Below are 17,578 nucleotides of genomic sequence, written 5' to 3'. Positions count from 1 at the left end.
GAAGGTTTTCAAAGGAGTCATGCTGTATGTATTATAATGGATATACTTCATGCCTTGAATCGGGCTTAGAAGGGAGCACGACTCGGTCTGCAGACCGATTGAAAACAAAAAAATAACCACCAATGCGAGAAGAATCGGCGAATACCGTTTCTTCTCGTGCTGGTGGTAGTTACTTCTATTACTCTACTAAGATCTAACTTTCTCTAGTATGGATACGGCCATAGATTGCTCCAACTCCGCTAATAAGGAATGAGGCATTTGACCAGATGAGACGCTAAACCGCGGATGTACCATGACTCTCTCCCGAGTACCGATGACAGTTACTTCATCATTCAGGTTGCCAATTACCGCGCCATCTTCGATGATCGCACCTTCTCCGACAATCGTTCGGTATAAGGTAACATTGGAACCAATGTGGGCGCCAGGCATAACGATGCTCTCGCGAATATCTGCCCCCTTGCCGATTGACACATTTCCGAAGATGACAGAACGATCAAGGTCTCCCTCTACCGAGCTTCCACGGTGAATATAAGAGCTTTGAATTTCAGCCGTCGGACATACATAGGAACGAACGGTCTGGTTATGTTCCCTCGTTAGAATCGGCCAAGCTCCCGGAAGATTCTGCTCATCTGAAGCGGCTGCCATTTCTCCGTTAATGAGGTCCATATGCGCTTCCCATAGACTTTCCACTGTGCCTACATCCCGCCAGTAGCCATCGAATGGATAGGCATATAGATTCTTCTCTGAACCTAGCATGAGAGGGATAAGATCCGCACCAAAGTCATGACTCGAATTCTTATTCCCATGATCTTCTATCAATGCAGCACGCAGCTCCGCCCACCGGAACATGTAGATTCCCATCGAGGCTAGGTTGCTCTTAGGACGTTGTGGCTTCTCGTCAAATTCAACAATTCGATTACCTTCGCTAGTGTTCATAATACCGAAGCGGCTGGCTTCCTTCCAGGGTACACGTTTCACCGCAATGGTTGCGACCGCGCCGCTTGCTATATGATTTTGGAGCATTTCATTGTAATCCATTTGATAGATATGATCACCAGATAGAATCAGCACATGCTCCGAATTCTGACGGTCGATATAATCGATATTTTGATAGATAGCATCCGCAGTGCCGAGGTAGCCCTCCCCGCCAAAACGGCTGGCTGGCAGTAAGGAAATATCCACTTCCTTATCGATACCTGCAGTCTGCCAAGATGACCCGTCGCCGATATGGTTGTGAAGCGATTCAGCCTGATATTGCGTAAGCACACCGATTGTGTTGATACCAGAATGGACACAATTGCTTAATGTATAGTCAATAATACGGCAGTGCCCTCCAAATGGTACAGCGGGCTTCGCCATGGTAGCGGTTAGTGGGGCTAGCCTTCGGCCTTCGCCTCCGGCAAGCAGCATAGCTAAGCAAGTATTTGTTTTCATTGTGTTTCCTCCCGAGTTCGTTATGTACTTGAATAATAAACGTCTCACAAGTCTATGAAACGGATGAAAAAAATATACTTATCATTTTTTCACTATGCTGATTTAGCCTATTCGAAAGCGGGTAAACGCCCTGTTTACAGCGATCTTTTTAAAATCCAATTAAAAAAAGGCCGTATACGGGTAAGGAAATTAATCTCCTTATTCCGCATACAGCCCATTCGGCTATGTGCTCACGCGAATTATTACGCTAATTATTCCCACTCCTTTATAAGTTCATATCGTTCTCATTTTTATTCTCATTCTCATTCTTCTTGTTCTTTTTCTCCTGCCATAAAATATAAGACAGAAGGCCCACTGCTAGAATTACCATTCCTAACAAGAACCAGCGTCCTTCCGTAGTCATCAGGTATACATACAAATTATTCCCCTCCCTTTTCACCCTTTATTTATAGGTATAGCTTGTGTCAACAATTCGGCTAATTGTCCTTGCTTTAGATTTTGGATGTTTACAACCTCCTAACCCTTTTCGTCACTTACCCGCGAAGTTTACTCACCCCATCTTGTTCCAACACATCGATATCTAAATCCCTACGCTTCAATTCACGGAGTAGGACGGCAAGGAAATCTTCTAAATCTAATCGTTTCGCGATAGAGATACTTTCTAATAACTCTTCATCGGATAAACGTTTCATGGCAGCCTCCGAATTCAGCCCTATGCTAAAATCATCAGATTAAGTATAATTTTGTATGTAGATGTAAATTATATCAAATATAAGTAACTACAACAATTGATATTCTATAAAAGTCGCAGTTGCATGCTCCATCCCTTTTTGCTGTTCGTCTAAACTTCTCTATAGAGAGGTTGTGGAACCATGGCATCATTTGCAGAACAAATTGGCGCGAAAATCCGAATACATCGAATTTCAAATAATTGGACACAGGAACAGCTTGCGGAGCTAAGCAGCATGACGGCTTCCTATGTGGGGCAACTCGAGCGGGGAGAAAAGGATGTCAGGATACAAACGATTGAAAAAATAGCCAATGCATTAGACATGAGCGTTTATGAGCTATTCAACGACCAAAAAGAAGCCTTCTTGCAGGAGCAAAAATGGGTGTGGGAAAGTATCTCGCTCCTGCTTCGACATAGTGAACAGAAACAACATCAAGCCTACCGTATATTACGAGAATTACTTGAGCCTAGCGATGAATGAAGCTTGTGAATCGGCCTGCTTCGATCGGTATTTTCGTTTTTGTAAAACAAACGATTTTGGATAAACAAAAGCTTCCCGTGATGCTGGGAAGCTTTTGTTTGTATCCTATTCATAAAATAATCGCCGTAACAGGGTCGAGCCAGAAAAAACACCTACATAAGCAGCAATGACGTCTGGGGATTCTCTCCCACCTTGTCCACTCATGTATCCAATCGTTAATAATCTCCCCAAACCCAACCGTAATTCTATGTCCTGATTATAATATCAACACGAAATTGGGTTGGTCTAGAGAAACGTTATTAGCTTTGTTTCAATTAATTGTTGTGTCGCAATTGTCTTGTGTAAGAGCAAAAACCAATAAATTGATGATTAATTCACCATGATTGATATGCCTAAAATAAAAAACCGCGCTGAGCGCGGATCTTACATTTTATGAGCCAACACGATGGCATTAATCGCTGATACGGTATCCTTGGCTACCAGCTGTTCATCCAGCTTAAAATGAAGTTGTAAGGCGAAGACAGGTGGATTTTCAGTAGAAATCATGAGCTCAACCTCATGAGATGAAAGTACTTTCGCTTGCATGATTTGCAGCCAGGGGATAAGATCCGGTAATGATTTATCCTCCGAAGGGCCGGTTTCCATGCCATCCACCCCAATAGGTGAATGCCCATCGAAATGCTCAATCCTGAGCACGGCATAAGATGGGGTACTGTTCCTCTTTAAGGCCGTGGCCGCCTCCAGCCGAGGGCGGGAGGTTTTTTTAGGACCAAAAATCACATTCCACAAAACGATAATCAGAGAGGGGATGAGGAAACCGAGCACCGCCAACCATCCACTGGAGGTCTTGACATAGACGGTAAGAAAAAGGGCTGCGGACAGAATCGCAAGCAACCATATGTAGAGCTCCTGCAGCCATTTGGGCTGACGCTTCCCAGATGTTGGAGGAATGGACTGTGCTGGCTGATTTTCCGGAGCTTGCTCCGGCTGAGCTGCCGTAATTTCTCTCCATGGCAAATGCTCCCCGTTCAGCATATAGCAGTTATCGGCTGCTCCCTGCCAGACCTTCGCCTGCGAGGGATGCGGTGATAGCCAGAGCGTAACGTATTCCTGAATGTCTTTCAGATAGAGGGCGGGATCGTCCGTGAACGAGAAATATTGCGAAAGCTCCAGATGAATAACGGGTGCAGAATGCCGCTGTACATGGGTCGACAAGGTTTCCAGCCATTCATGCACAGGAGCGGCAAGCGCGGGGAAATGGGCCAGCGTGCCGGGTAAGCTCAGGCGCAGCTGCTCTGCAGCATCCGCCCATGGAATCTGCCATTGGAATGCCTCAGAAAAGCACTCCCACTCAGGCAGATCCTCCACATTCGGTTGGTCCATATGGGGTTGAATCCTGCTCCATGCCTGCATAAGCTGCCCGCTATAGCGCTGGAACTGCTCCTGGCTGACCAGACAAAACCATACTGGAGCGAGAAAATTATTCGTCTCGAAAGCTGTATTCTCATAATCGACCGAATCTTTATCGGCGTTTATAACGCTTAGGAATGTCCGGTTCCCCATATATGATCCTTTCCTCCTACCTTTGTTTCACATCCAATAATGAGAACCATAAGCGACCCTACAAGGTCGTCAGATGCCGATCCAATCTATAAATAAATCTTTTTAATAGGATAAATCATATAGTTGGATATTTCAAACAGTCTGCGCGAGAGTTTAGGAACCAGCGCATTATGTCAGCTTCATATCACCAAAAACGCTTTAATCCGATCTCACTAGCCGGTTTCTGCTCTCCCATAGTATGTGCTAAGTGCTCGTAACTGCAAGCACCGAATCATGACTAATCATTGTGCCAACATTACTTCCTTCGCAGATGGCTCTCATCGAGCCCGGCGTGTCAAAGTTGAACACATGAATAGGTAAATGGTAGTCTCGCGCTAAAATGAAAGCCGACTGATCCATCACCTTAAGGTTACGCTGCAGCACATCGTTGTAATGGAGAGAGTCATATTTCACCACATCCGTTCGTGTCTTCGGATCGCCACTCAGCACGCCGTCAACGCCTTGCTTAGCCACAAGCAGCGCTTCGCTGTTCACTTCAATCGCACGCTGTGCGGATGGGTAGTCCGTTGTGACATAGGGTTGTCCGTTGCCCCCGGCAAAAATAACAATATAGCCTTTCTCTAGATGATGAATGGCCCGCAAACGGATATACGGCTCCGCCACAGATGAGAGTGGGATCGCACTCATGACACGGACTTCCTTGTCCGTCTTTGATTTCAACACGCCCCTTAGCATTAAGCTGTTCACAACAGTAGCCAGCGTCCCAATATTATCGGCCTCTGCGCGCTCAATCCCCCAATTCTCCGCCAAATTACCGCGAAAGATATTGCCGCCTCCAATGACAATCGATACCTCAACACCCATGTTAACGACCGTCATCATCTCGCTGGCAATATAATTGAGCCGTTCCGGATCAAACCCGATCTCCCCTTGTCCTGCAACCGCACCGCCGCTTAGTTTAATGAGAACACGCTTATACCTCATATCCATCCACCTCCCACAGAAATAAAAAACACCAAGGCTCATAAGCCTTGGTGTACATACATACCTATCGAGAATGGAAACAGAATGAATCACACGCTCAAGCAGCCGTAGATTCTTCATTGTCCCACTCCCCTTTACCATTCTTTTAGTCATTAAGATTTTATCAGAAAAGGGAGTTTACAGCAAAATAATCTCTTCATAAAATATTCCCGTTTCGCATGTCCTTGACCAAGCGGAGTAACACGACCATCCAAGCTAATTGCATTCTTCTCCTCCCTGTAAGAGATTAGACCTTCCTCGCCCTTATTTACTGCCCATTTCTCCAAGGCATCCCGCTCACCTTAGCTGAAAAAAGGGATGCTGAAGCCACCCTCAGTATCCGTCGGGGCAGACCCAACGAAGAAAAGATGCTGTTTCTTGATGAAAGTCTCATGCTCTGGAAGTATTTCACTTGATAAAAAGATCCTACAAAAAAAAGAGAGTGCAGCTGCGATCAGCTGCACTCTCTTGATTTTAGATCTCTTATTATCCCGCGTTGTGCTTATTAACGTGAACGGTTACGGCTGCCTGAGCCTGACTTCCCGCCACCGCCGCCACTTGGACGACTCCCTTTGAAGCCGCTTGAAGACGAGCGGCCTCCGCCTGAGGAAGAACCAAAGCTAGGTCGTCCACCGCGTGAATCGGAACGCTGCGAGGAACGGTTCTTATCCCCGCCCGAGTTCGGGAATTGAGGTGCTTTGGAACGCTCACGTGAGCCTGTCCGAGGCGCACTTGATCCGTAACGGTCAGCCGACTCTCCACGACCTGCAAATCCAGAACGTTCGCCTGATTCCGAGCGCTGCGATGAACCGGAACCTCCACGTGATTCCGTGTACGGTACGCCTCCGGATCTTCCACGATCACCCGTATCCATACGCTTCGCTGATCCCGTACGTCCACTTGCTTCGCCACGTGATGCACCAAATTCGGATCCTGCGCGGCCTGCTGACCTGCCGCGTTCACCCTGCTCGGAGCGTTGTGGTGAACCACCGCGTCCACGTGAATCATTACTTCGCTGCTGCGGCGAGCCTTTCCGTGCACCGCGCGAGCTGGAATCTCCACGACGCGCGGCACCTCCACGCTCACCCTGTTCAACATGCTCGCTTGATTCTGCTCGATCGCTAGATCCAGCGCGCATCGCCCATCCCATTCCTGCAGATGATCCGCGTGCGCCTTCACTGCGAGTGAAGCCCGAAGCTCCCCCGCGTGATTCACTGCCGCGCTGTGTCGAAGCGGAACGTGTGCCCGAACCGGAACGCGGGTACATCGTTTTACCGCCGCTTCTATCGCTAGTACTGTTGCTATTGCGGCCTTGTTTGTTAGAACGTCCTTTGGACTCCCATGACCCCGGCTTCCCAGATGATGCGCCTCTGCGGCTAGTCGGTTTACGATTACCCGACCCTTGACGATCTGGAGTTGCATCCTTCGAGATGAATTCTCCAGATGGTAAGACTAGCCCTCTGGATTTCTCCCGAGGAATGTTTTGGTTAATCCCCTTCTCGATAGCAGCCAGCTCCAGGCGATCATGCGGCGATACAAACGTAATCGCTAGTCCATCCTCACCTGCTCGTCCCGTACGACCGATGCGATGAATATAGCCCTCAGCATCCTGCGGGATATCGTAGTTGAATACATGCGTAACCCCTTCAACATCAAGGCCTCGCGCTGCAACATCTGTCGCGATGAGCAAATGAATCTTCGCCTCGCGGAACCTCTTCATGACCTGCTCACGCTTGGCTTGCGAAAGATCACCATGCAGCTCATCACTATTGAAGCCAAGCTCCTGCAGCGCTTCGTTCAGCGCAATTGCCCGTTTCTTCGTCCGACAGAAGATAAGGCCCAGATATGGACGATATTCTTCAACTAAACGCTGCAGCGTCTCCTGCTTGTTGTGATCCGTTACTTCGACCGCCAGCTGACGGATGGCTTTAACGGTAACTTGCGGTGCACGTACCGTAATATCCTTCGGCTCCAGCATGAAGCGTGCTGCAAGTGAACGGACTGCTGTGGGCATCGTAGCCGAGAACAGCATCGTCTGCTTGCGGTATTGCATATGACTCATAATTTCCTCAACCTCAGAGAGGAAGCCCATATGCAGCATTTGGTCTGCTTCATCAAGCACGAGCATTTTCACAGATCCGAGCGAAATCGTGCCGCGACGCATATGATCGAGCAATCTACCTGGGGTTGCAACCACAATGTGGACAGCCTTCTTCAGCTTACGCAGCTGAGACTCCACGTCTTGTCCCCCGTAGATGGCGAGTACGTTGCATTCATCTCTCGAAGCGAGCCAACGCTTCAGCTCCGTCGTAATTTGCAGAGCAAGCTCCCGCGTAGGCGTCAAAATCAGCCCCTGAAGATCTTCTCGCTCTGGTCTAATTTTCTCCAGCATCGGAAGTAAAAAAGCAAGCGTTTTTCCCGTTCCTGTCTGTGCTTGACAGATCACGTCGCTGCCTTGCAAAATAACTGGAATTGCGCCCTCCTGAATCGGCGTTGCTTCCTGTATGCCACCATTGCGCAATGCTTCAGCCCGCGCGGTTGCTATCCCTAATTGTTCAAAACCTGCCAATACATCCACCTCTTTTTAATAGTAAAACCTTCCCGTTCCATAGACCGGCATCTCTATCGTACCACATTACACACTTCGGCATGTACCGAATCTTCCCTCATAAGGACTAAAAACCAAAACAAACTTCAAATGATCTTCATTTTGACCACCTATAATGAAATAACAAGCACAAACATGCTCAGGCATAGCCTCGCAATAACTCAGCTTATGCTTCCGATGTGAGTTTTTGCTTGATCTTGCCGCTTACACGGCTTGCTCAGGCATAGCCTCGCAGTAACTCTTAGGAGGGTCCATAATGAAAGCTTCCAAATGGTTGAAATGGAAAATCGGTGTAGTTTCTACGTTCAGTATTGCCCTAATCTTTCAATTTGTAAAAACAAGCCCTCAATTTGAACTTCAGCTTGCAAAAGCGAGCCCCGCTACGACCAGTAATCAGGCTAGCGTGCAGTCAAATGAAGATCCGGTTATTCAAGAATGGTTCGATAACCAAGAGGATTCGACCCCCAGCAGGGAACAGCATCATCGAGGCGGTCGCTCCACTAATAGACAAAGCCAACAGGGCAGCAATGGCGATTCGAGTAGCGATCAGACCGATGCGAATCGTTATGACACACGCACCAGCCAATCTTAGTACCACTTAAACAATGAAGGTTAGGAGGGAAACACCATGAGTCTTTTCAATCAAACTGATTCCCCGCATCCGTCAGATTTGCTGCATCGCTTCTCGTTTGGCGCGATGAATACAACTGTTACTTGCACGCTTCAATGCGAGGATGAGGAAAATGCCGCTGAGCTTGAGAGACTTACGCATCATTGGTTTAGCCACGTTGAGAAACGCTTCAGCAGATTTCTTCCAGATAGCGAATTATGCCACTTGAATGTGCTGGCCGGGGAACGCTGCATGATTTCCTCCACAATGCTGGAAGTGCTCCTACTCGCTCAGACGTATATGCAGCTAACGGAAGGTATCTTCAATCCTTTCGTGCTGGATAGCCTTCTTCAATGCGGCTACGATGATTCCTTTGAGCGTATTCAGAACCGGGTCATCCCCACCCGTACACAAGCTTTTCACACTGGTGCACCTCTCAACAACTTATCCTTGCAGATTGATAGAACAATGAAATCGGTAAAAATACCGACTCACTCATCCATCGACCTAGGAGGGATTGTAAAGAGCTGGGCTGTCGAGCGAATCGCTAACTTCTTACGCAATCAGTATCAAGTTAAGCAGGGCTTGATTAATGCTGGCGGTGATCTGACCGTCTGGGGAAGGCCAACCCAAGCTAACCCCTCGTCTACCTGGCAAGTCGCTATCGATGATCCGTTGAGAGAATGCAGAACAGCTGGCATACTTGTACTCACGGAGGGTGCAGCGGCTTCATCCGGCTCGCGAAGACGACGGTGGCAATCAGCTAATGGAGCCATGCACCATCTCATTCACCCTTTTACGCTGCGTCCGAGTGATAGTGATGTCGTGCAGTGCACCGTTGCAGGAGAACATGCCGTAGATTGCGAAATCTGGGCCAAAACGATCTGTATCCTCGGCAGCGTGCAAGGACTGGCTTTATTAGCGAAGAAGTCAGATAAGGCCGAAGCATTGCTTTTTATGAAGGATGGAACAATCGAGTTTTACGGCAGTAAAGCGGCAATCGGTGAGCGATGGCAGCAGGTACAGATCAATCGCATACATGAGGCAATGAATGTATAACAGTTTCTTCCGTTATTCGTTTTTTTATCTAAATTCAGGGAGGTGTACGCAATGATTTCTTTCCTACTCCATTTACCCACATGGCCATTGATTCGGATAATCGGCATACTGTCCTTCCTCTTCCTAACGGTTGGAATCAGCCTTGGCATTTCCTATAGCTTCTCATTCTGGACCCGGCAGACCAAGCGGAGGGTTTATCAAATTCACTCCTTCTCTACGATAACAGGAGCAGCTCTTGGTATGCTTCACGGTCTCATTACGATCATCGATACTTATGCACCCTATTCTTGGAGGGATCTGCTGATTCCCTTCTCTGCTTCATACTCGCCGACCTTAAGCGGCCTCGGTACGTTAAGCAGCTACGGGATGTTGGTCGTCATTCTTACGACTGATCTACGCAACAAAATAAAAAGAGGCCTATGGCTGCTTTTCCATATGCTTTCCTATCCAATCTATATCATGGCATTGATTCACAGTTTCTTCATGGGGACGGATAGCAGCCTCCCTCTCGTGCGAGTAATGTATGTACTTTCTATTATGGTTGTGCTCGGATTAACAGCCGCACGGTTCGCCTCGAGGCAGACGGCCAAGCAAGATTCAATACCCGCTAAGCCGATCAAGTTATATGCTGTCCCAACCCCCTCTGCTTCTCCTCAGCTTCCTGAGCACAAACGCGAAGCTTAAATCGTTAGTTAACGAAGCCAAGATTATTAATCTTCGCGTTTTGGCCCCAGTGGACTTGTTACAAACAAATAGAGGGTTGTCTCCATGGTGATTAGACCATTTGAGACAACCCTTTACTATTTACTTTTCTTCCATATCGCAACAAATCAAATACTTGTAAAGTCTATAAAGTAAGGGGTGATGACTTGAAGAGACTTACAGGTATTGTCTTGGCTTGCTTGATCGGCATTTCGCTATTTATGGGAACAGCTCGTGCAAGTTGGGCCTATGCATTTGTCGTATATAAGGGTAATTCTTATGTTATTGAAGATACGCAGGTAGATCCCAAGCTAATCGGTTCCAAGATCGGTAAAGTAACGTCTTACACGGATAGAGAAGGCACCTATTCCGGGAACTTTTCCAATCAATTTCCCAAAGGTACGGAATACTACGAGATTCTGGATGTAGCGACTACAGAGGCCATTGCCATTAAGAAGAGCAGCCAAGTATTTATAAAAGCTACCTATCAGAGTCACTACCCAGGCGGAGGCAGCGTCGATGATTCAGTCAGTGACTCCGACCCCGGAAGGAGCGTCACTTCCTTCAATCAAATCCTATGGAAGGATGCACTGCCCTTTCTTGCAGGAGCGCTCTTCATTCTCTTCTTAATTATTTTATACCAGATAAGGAAACGGAGAATTCGAAAAGGCAGCTAATGCTATCTCTTACGAGCATCTGCAAAATACTTGTAAAGCCTTTAGTGTGGGGGATTGATGGACTTGAAGAAACTTACAGGCATTGTCTTGGCTTGCTTAATCGGCATTTCACTGTTTATGGGAACAGCTCGTGCAGATTGGGTCTATTTATTTGTCGTTTATAATGGCAGCTCATATGAGATTTCAGATACGCAGGTGGACCCCAAGCTAATCGGATCCAAGATTGGGAAAGTGACATATTACTCGAATAGAGAAGGTACCTACTCAGGGAACTTCTCCAACCGATTTCCCAAAGGTACAGAATACTATGAAATTCACAATGTAGCTACTAAGCAGGCCATTGCCATCAAGAAGAAGAAAAATTTGTTTATAAAAGCTACCTATCTGCATCGTTACGGAGGTAAAGTCACTCAAATTAATCAGATCTTGTGGGAAGATGCGCTGCCCTTTCTTGCAGGAGGGCTCTTCGTTCTCGTCCTGATTATCTGGTATCTAATAAGGAAACGAAGAATCGCAAAGAGGTAGCTAAAGCTACCTCTTACGAGCATCCGTAAGCTGGAATTGACCGACGAGCTGCTGCAGGAAGGCCGTAATCGCCTCGACATGGCTGGAGGAATGGCGTACGTTCATAAAGTCAGTAAGAAGCTCCTGCACGTTGCCTTCTACTTCGGTCGATATCATGCGGTTCTGCATACTGACCTGAGCGATTTTCTCCATGAGCACGACAACCTCGTCAATAATTTGTGTCTTAAGCGAATCATCCTCATTCGCGCTGCTTAATATTTCGGAAGCAGCCGCGACCAGCTCCGTACCCTCAGTTACGACACGTGTTCCTTCTGCCATCGTGGTTGTTGCATCCTTGGCATTTTGGTAAATGTTTTGGACGATCTCATGTACTTCTTCGGTGGACTGGCGCGTCAGGTCAGCGAGCTTCTTAATCTCAACAGCCACGACCGCAAAGCCTCTTCCCTGTTCGCCAACACGCGCTGCTTCAATGGATGCATTGAGCGCCAACAAATGCGTCTGCGCCGAGACCTCTTCGATAACGCCCAGAACATTGCGTATCTCATTCGTCGTCAGCATGAATGCTTCAATCGACCGATTCGTCTCCGTTACACGACCCGCGATCTGCTCCATTTTGTCCCCGATTCGAACCAGTTCACCCTGTGTCACACCGATCTGCGCGGATGCTTTATCCTCCAGCTGCCGAAGCGTTAGTCTCATCTCACCCGCTACATCTTTGGCGATATCGATATCCTTCAGCTGACTTCGGATACTGAGAATCATATCACTGATCTTGCCGCTAACACGTTTAGTCGCCCCTGCTGTAACTACGGTCGAATCACTCAGGATACGTTGATTCGTGAGTACATCGATAGAAGCAAGCTTAACCTGAAGCATGAAGCCTTCGAGTGAATCAATCATATTATTAATCCACTTAGCCAAATCCCGCGTTTCGTTGTTATCGAACGAGGCGGTGTCTAGTCGCTGAGTAAGATCACCTTTACCCTCCGCATTAATGCGGATAAACTGATTAATTCTATTCAGTTGATTCACGGCTCTTCGGCTGCCTCTGCGATCTAATGACCAGATCAAAGCTAGTCCAAGCAGCAGATTACATAAACCTACAAGCAGTCCACCTATCAGAGGCGACGTATACTTTATTAAACAATAAGTAAGGATCGCACCAATTACACCCAAACCTGCGATCCACCCTAACGATTGGCGGAACTGCGTCCATCGTATACTGCGAATCCGATAAACCTCCTCCAGATCACCTTCGCACATCATCCCCCAGACATCCGGGCAGTGTGGAAGCTGGAAGGTCACACCTTTCCCAATAACGGAAATATGACGATAATCCGAGTAGCCGGGAAAAGCTACGAATAGGTTGCTGCCATTCTTGATCGTATTTGCAACTCCGGGATGAAGCTGGCCGGTGGCCGGGTCGGTGAACGTAATCTCCAGCTCCGTATGCTCTTTAACCGAGACCGTCCCCCAATCTGTGGATACACCATCCTTCAGGTTCTCTCCATGGGTGAATGTTCGATCTTCAAATCTGCTGCGCGAAAGCGCCGTACCTGGTGCAATATGTGCATTCAGCTTGGGCTGAGCCATAAAGATGTAGTTATCGCCAGAATCGGGATAGACATGTCCAGATTCTCGCTGGATCAGATCGCCAATGACATCGTTCGGGACACGACCGCATAAGGCGCCTTTCCATTGTCCCTGCTCGATAATCGGCGTAATGAACAGCAGTGTCATTTTATCGTGAAAAGAAGAAGAGCTGGGACCAATCGTTATTGTCCATGGATCGGCGTAAGGACCATATAAGCATTTGCGTCCTTCTGCGACTGCTCGCGTGTAGGTTAGACCAGGCGTTATTATGCCGTCTGCTCCATAAATTACGCCCCGATGCCGATGATCGGTAGAAAAGACAACACTGCCTTCTGCATTGAGCAGGAATATTTCGGAGAAATCGGAAGCACGTGTCTGTGCAGCTGCAAATGACCGCTCCCAGACGGTCTGGTCATCCTCATTGAATAGGGATTCTCCCTGATGCTGAATGGCCATATGTCCAAGAAGACGGTCCAGATGATCCCAATATTCAGTCGTCCACGCCTTCAGTACGTTCATCCTCGTATCGGCAATCCCTTCGAAGATATCCCCTACATCCTCTGTCATCGCTGTGTTGAGCTTGTAAGACCACCAAAGCGGAAGCCCTTTACGTAAGCCTAACCAATCGAACATAAGCATCCCAACCCTCTTTAGTTTCCTCTTTTTGTATGGGAGCAATTATAACATACGATTTAAAATAATTGTTCAATATTGTCGAAATTTTCATGTTTGGCTCGATTCCATGTTATGAATACCAACATTAACTCTCTTTTCTAGCTGTTTCATCCTTCTTTTTTTCCAATAATTGTCATCATATTACAGAAAGAGACTGCAGAATTGCCCGATCCCTGCAGTCTCTTTCCTTTGTTGCTAGAAATGCGGGGTCATAAACCTTACATGGACTTCGTCAGTAACTTGTGCGCCATAGCGAAGTGGACGGAATCGTTCTGAAGAAGCGATAGCGTTCGCCTTTGTCTCCGTATTTCTACCCCTGAGGGATAGAATCAAGAAATAGGGAGACAACAGCGATCGTAAGAATGATCCGTCAGCAAAGCGGACACGTTTTGGCGTGAGGGATACCCGATTTTCACCAACAAAAAAGAGGCATCGCACGAGGCGAAACCCCTATATTTACTCAGACAATGGATCTTGATAAAAGAAATTCGGCTTCCTCACAGAATGATCATAGCTCGTATGAAAAATAGCTGTAGTCGCAGGAGAAAGCGGTGGAATGAGCCAGCTCCACTCTCCCGTAGCCGACCGCCCTTTTTGCGCTTCCTTTTCCACGAACCGTCCAAATTGCTTGCTCGCCGTATGATGATCAACGATCGTTACCCCGTGTGCCTTATAGGAATGCAGGACCGCCACATTGAGTTCAACGAGTGCTCGATCACGCCATAGGCTGGACTCCCGACTCGTATCGAGTCCCATAATAGCAGCTACCTTAGGGAGCATATTATAGCGAAACTCATCCGCGAGGTTGCGAGCACCTATCTCCGTCCCCATATACCATCCATTGAAAGGAGCAGCCATATAATGAATCCCCCCGATCTCCAGCCGCATGTTCGAAACAAGCGGAACGGCATACCATTGCAGCTGAAGCGATGTGAATGCTTCGTAATCGGGGTGTGAGATAGGAACTTCCATAATAATGGACTTGGGAATTTCAAACCACTGCGGCGCTCTTGTCCCTATTTGCACCAATAACGGCAGCACGTCGAAGGACGTGCCCGCTCCCCGCCAGCCAAGCCTCTGACAAATACTCGTTAGCTTTACCGAAATCGGATCACCAATCGTACCATCAGCCGTCTCGTAACCTGCATAGCGGATCAGCTGATCGTTCCATATTCGTATGGAGCCTTCTTCCGCTTGAGCGGCAGCTGCGAATACGGTGATCGTCGGCAATATTTTACCGCCGTTCGTGGCCGTCTCAATATGTCTGAACAGTGCTCCCGTGATCTCTTTCTCAGTGGACAAAAGACGTGCATCTTCGACAATCAGCGACTCCCAGAAAAGACGCCCGATGCAGCGATTACTGTTACGCCAAGCTAGCTTCGCTCCATAGGTCAGCTCTTCTACGGTATGCGTATAGGTCCCCGTTCGGACGATCTCGTCTTGTATCTCGTTAAGCCGATCAGCGATATCCTGATTCGACCTGCCAAGCTCGCCGTAGCTGTCTTTGATGAATAAATCTGCTTCTTCTAATAACTGTCTATGATCAACCATGAGGTTATTCTGCATGTCTGTCATCCTATCTTATTCACGATGCTCTTAGTATAAAGAAATCAGTCCGAAGAAGCACGTTCAACCTCGAGTTATCCATATTTTTCTCACCTGCTCCAGTCACAAGGATGACAAATTTCACGGTGATCCAGAAGAAACGGCTAACGCCGTCCTTCGCGGTGAAGCAAGTTTCTTCCTCTGAAATAGAAACAAAGTATGGAGAAAACTTATATTTTATCAGAAAAGGATAGGCGAATTTTATACTTTCTGCTATTCCTACAAAAAAACCTGCTCCCATTATAGGGAAGCAGGTCTCTGAAAGGGAAGCGAATAATATAGGATTAATGCTGCGTTAATGCGTTGCGCACGGCTAAGATATACTTCGATTGATCGAGCGGGTTCACCCCTCGGCGCTGCCGCTCCACATGAACATCGGACGGACATTCCCGGTAACCGGAGAAGAAGGTCGATAAGGTTCCTCGCCCCTTTGTCATGGAACCGAGCCTAGCAGGAAAATCTAGCGTCGTCGCAACCGGCAGTAAGCCTTCGATCTCCATCCGCTCCTGACGAACAATTGGAGCCTCGAATTCCCCGCGCATCACGATCAGCTCATTCATCAGCTTGCCGCCATACTCCTCAGGAATGGATAGGCGGAAGCGAAGCATGGGCTCCAGCAGCTTCGTGCCGATATTCGCCAGTCCATTCATAATACCCATTGGCGTAGCAATGACAAAATCCAGAGGGTGCGTATGCCAGACATGATGCTCGCCTTCCACCAAAGTAACCTTCAAATCCGTCACTTCCCAGCCTAGCAGTCCCTGCTGCAGAGCTTCAGGAACCCGCCTTGCCACCTCGTTCTGATAGCTATCCAGCAATTGCTCACCGCGTACAATTGTTTTGTACGTCAAGCCGCTTCCTCGCTCACCCGGTTCGATGAGAAATCGCAAGATCGCCCAGCATGGCTTAGGCATGGTATAGGCGATGAAGCCTTCACCAGTGACTGCTGGTGTCTCTTTGTAAATAACAGATGGAGCACCAAAGGTAACATCAAGCCCAAACCGCCCCTTCAGAATGGAGGTTAAGACTTCCATCTGGATCGGTCCCATGACCTTCAAATGCAGCTCCCGTTCCTCCTGCAGCCACTGCAGATCAAGCAGCGGATCTTCATCAGCAAGCTCTTGGAAGGCTGCCACAACCGCCGGATATTCGGCTGCATTACGCCACTGCACTTGAACCGTAAGCAGCGGGACCGCCAGCCGTTTCTCCCCCGGCACACCCTCTGGCGAACCGACAATATCGCCGATCCGAGCACGACTCCAGCCGCAGACCGCTGCGATATCACCCGCCTTCAGTACGCCGATATCCTCGGTTTTCTGTCCATGGACTCTACGGATTTGAGTCACCTTGTCCTGCATATCTCGGGTCACGTTATGTACCAAATCGCGGTTATGAATCGCGCCCTCATACAAACGGACATAAGCGATTTTCCCCATGATCGGATCACGTTCCATTTTGAAAATCACACCCGCTACTGGCGCCTCCTCCAAGCCGCCTGGTGAAGGCAGATAATGAATCACCGCATCCATCAGCTGGCTTACACCAATGCCCCGGCCAGATGCGCCGAACAAGACAGGGAAAAGCGCTGACTGATGAACACCGCTAAGAAGTGCATCGTCCAATTCCTCCTTAGACAATGGCACTTCATCTATGTACTTGTTCATTAAAGCTTCATCCTGCTCTGCAACAAGCTCTGCAAGCATTTGACGATATGGAGCCGTCCAAGCTGGCAGCGAATCAGCAGCTTGTCCCAGTAATTCTTCTGAGCCAAGGAACGCAGCCTCAGCTCCATTCGGTGCTTGGATCGGGACCGCATGAGGGGAGAGGAAGCGTTGAATTTGACTAAGAACAACGCTTGCATCCGCCCCGATTCGATCCATTTTGTTCACATAGATTAGCGTTGGAATCGACAACTCTCTTAATGCTTGCCAGATCACCTCCGTCTGTGCCTGCACGCCTTCAACCACCGATAGGATCAGCACTGCTCCATCCATCACACGAAGCGAACGTTCAACCTCCGATAAAAAATCGACATGTCCTGGTGTATCAACCAAATTGATCGTCGTGTTCTTCCATTGGAACCGAGTCACGGCTGCGCGTACAGAGATTCCCCTCTCCCGTTCAACATCGAGCGAATCGGTCTGCGTCGTTCCGCTATCGACGCTGCCAAGCGCTCGAATATGCCCGCTTAAATAGAGCATTTGCTCTGTTGTTGTTGTTTTACCCGCATCGACATGGGCGAAGATGCCGACGTTACGCAAGTTAGTCTGTTGCCCGCTCATGTCTGTCGATC

The 17,578-nt window shown here is 48.1% G+C and carries 15 protein-coding genes; 6 read left to right on the top strand and 9 right to left on the bottom strand.

Features of this window, described 5'->3' with window-relative positions; all coding sequences use genetic code 11:
• Window positions 1-186: 186 nt before the first annotated feature.
• The 3 genes from EKN16_RS25160 to sda form a co-directional block, all read right to left on the bottom strand.
• The gene (locus tag EKN16_RS25160; protein WP_125663434.1) at window positions 187-1,434 is read right to left on the bottom strand and encodes a glucose-1-phosphate adenylyltransferase; all 1,248 of its coding nucleotides are present in this window, start codon (window positions 1,432-1,434) and stop codon (window positions 187-189) included.
• Between the two features lie 265 nt (window positions 1,435-1,699).
• A complete protein-coding gene (locus EKN16_RS32495) occupies window positions 1,700-1,837 on the bottom strand; it encodes a hypothetical protein (protein WP_232016012.1) in 138 nt (45 codons plus the stop codon).
• Window positions 1,838-1,967: 130 nt separating this feature from the next.
• The gene (sda, locus tag EKN16_RS25155; RefSeq protein ID WP_125663432.1) at window positions 1,968-2,126 is read right to left on the bottom strand and encodes a sporulation histidine kinase inhibitor Sda; all 159 of its coding nucleotides are present in this window, start codon (window positions 2,124-2,126) and stop codon (window positions 1,968-1,970) included.
• Between the two features lie 180 nt (window positions 2,127-2,306).
• Here sda and EKN16_RS25150 point away from each other — a divergent pair, with 180 nt between their 5' ends.
• Complete coding sequence (locus EKN16_RS25150) at window positions 2,307-2,645, top strand: helix-turn-helix domain-containing protein (RefSeq protein WP_125663430.1); 339 nt, start codon at window positions 2,307-2,309, stop codon at window positions 2,643-2,645.
• A gap of 423 nt (window positions 2,646-3,068) precedes the next feature.
• Here the strand turns inward: EKN16_RS25150 and EKN16_RS25145 are convergent, their stop codons facing one another.
• The 3 genes from EKN16_RS25145 to EKN16_RS25130 all read right to left on the bottom strand — a co-directional run bounded on the left by EKN16_RS25145 (window position 3,069) and on the right by EKN16_RS25130 (window position 7,809).
• Window positions 3,069-4,208 (bottom strand): hypothetical protein, encoded by a 1,140-nt coding sequence (locus EKN16_RS25145; protein ID WP_125663429.1) that lies wholly within the window; start codon window positions 4,206-4,208, stop codon window positions 3,069-3,071.
• 243 nt (window positions 4,209-4,451) lie between these two features.
• The gene (pyrH, locus tag EKN16_RS25140) at window positions 4,452-5,192 is read right to left on the bottom strand and encodes a UMP kinase (protein WP_125663426.1); all 741 of its coding nucleotides are present in this window, start codon (window positions 5,190-5,192) and stop codon (window positions 4,452-4,454) included.
• A 544-nt stretch (window positions 5,193-5,736) separates the two neighbouring features.
• The gene (locus EKN16_RS25130) at window positions 5,737-7,809 is read right to left on the bottom strand and encodes a DEAD/DEAH box helicase (protein WP_125663425.1); all 2,073 of its coding nucleotides are present in this window, start codon (window positions 7,807-7,809) and stop codon (window positions 5,737-5,739) included.
• Window positions 7,810-8,095: 286 nt separating this feature from the next.
• On the opposite strand from EKN16_RS25130, the gene EKN16_RS25125 reads away from it, so the two are divergent.
• The 5 genes from EKN16_RS25125 (at window position 8,096) to EKN16_RS25105 (ending at window position 11,412) form a co-directional block, all read left to right on the top strand.
• Window positions 8,096-8,431 (top strand): hypothetical protein, encoded by a 336-nt coding sequence (locus tag EKN16_RS25125; protein WP_125663423.1) that lies wholly within the window; start codon window positions 8,096-8,098, stop codon window positions 8,429-8,431.
• Window positions 8,432-8,467: 36 nt separating this feature from the next.
• On the top strand, window positions 8,468-9,508 hold the full coding sequence (locus EKN16_RS25120; protein ID WP_125663421.1) for an FAD:protein FMN transferase: 1,041 nt from the start codon (window positions 8,468-8,470) through the stop codon (window positions 9,506-9,508).
• Window positions 9,509-9,559: 51 nt separating this feature from the next.
• Window positions 9,560-10,192 (top strand): ferric reductase-like transmembrane domain-containing protein, encoded by a 633-nt coding sequence (locus tag EKN16_RS25115; protein WP_125663419.1) that lies wholly within the window; start codon window positions 9,560-9,562, stop codon window positions 10,190-10,192.
• 185 nt (window positions 10,193-10,377) lie between these two features.
• Window positions 10,378-10,887, top strand: a complete 510-nt coding sequence (locus tag EKN16_RS32685; protein ID WP_179955564.1) for a hypothetical protein — start codon at window positions 10,378-10,380, stop codon at window positions 10,885-10,887.
• Window positions 10,888-10,950: 63 nt separating this feature from the next.
• A complete protein-coding gene (locus EKN16_RS25105; RefSeq protein WP_221226618.1) occupies window positions 10,951-11,412 on the top strand; it encodes a hypothetical protein in 462 nt (153 codons plus the stop codon).
• 6 nt (window positions 11,413-11,418) lie between these two features.
• Here EKN16_RS25105 and EKN16_RS25100 read toward each other — a convergent pair whose 3' ends face one another.
• The 3 genes from EKN16_RS25100 to EKN16_RS25090 form a co-directional block, all read right to left on the bottom strand.
• Window positions 11,419-13,638: a methyl-accepting chemotaxis protein gene (locus tag EKN16_RS25100; RefSeq protein WP_125663418.1), complete on the bottom strand. Its 2,220-nt coding sequence runs from the start codon at window positions 13,636-13,638 to the stop codon at window positions 11,419-11,421.
• Window positions 13,639-14,136: 498 nt separating this feature from the next.
• Complete coding sequence (locus EKN16_RS25095; protein ID WP_125666659.1) at window positions 14,137-15,231, bottom strand: nitric oxide synthase oxygenase; 1,095 nt, start codon at window positions 15,229-15,231, stop codon at window positions 14,137-14,139.
• A 338-nt stretch (window positions 15,232-15,569) separates the two neighbouring features.
• Window positions 15,570-17,567: an elongation factor G gene (locus EKN16_RS25090; RefSeq protein ID WP_125663417.1), complete on the bottom strand. Its 1,998-nt coding sequence runs from the start codon at window positions 17,565-17,567 to the stop codon at window positions 15,570-15,572.
• Between the last annotated feature and the right edge of the window lie 11 nt (window positions 17,568-17,578).

The sequence above is a fragment of the Paenibacillus baekrokdamisoli genome (assembly GCF_003945345.1).
Taxonomy (GTDB): Bacteria; Bacillota; Bacilli; order Paenibacillales; family Paenibacillaceae; genus Paenibacillus_Z; species Paenibacillus_Z baekrokdamisoli.
This window is presented reverse-complemented; position numbering and strand designations above follow the sequence as displayed.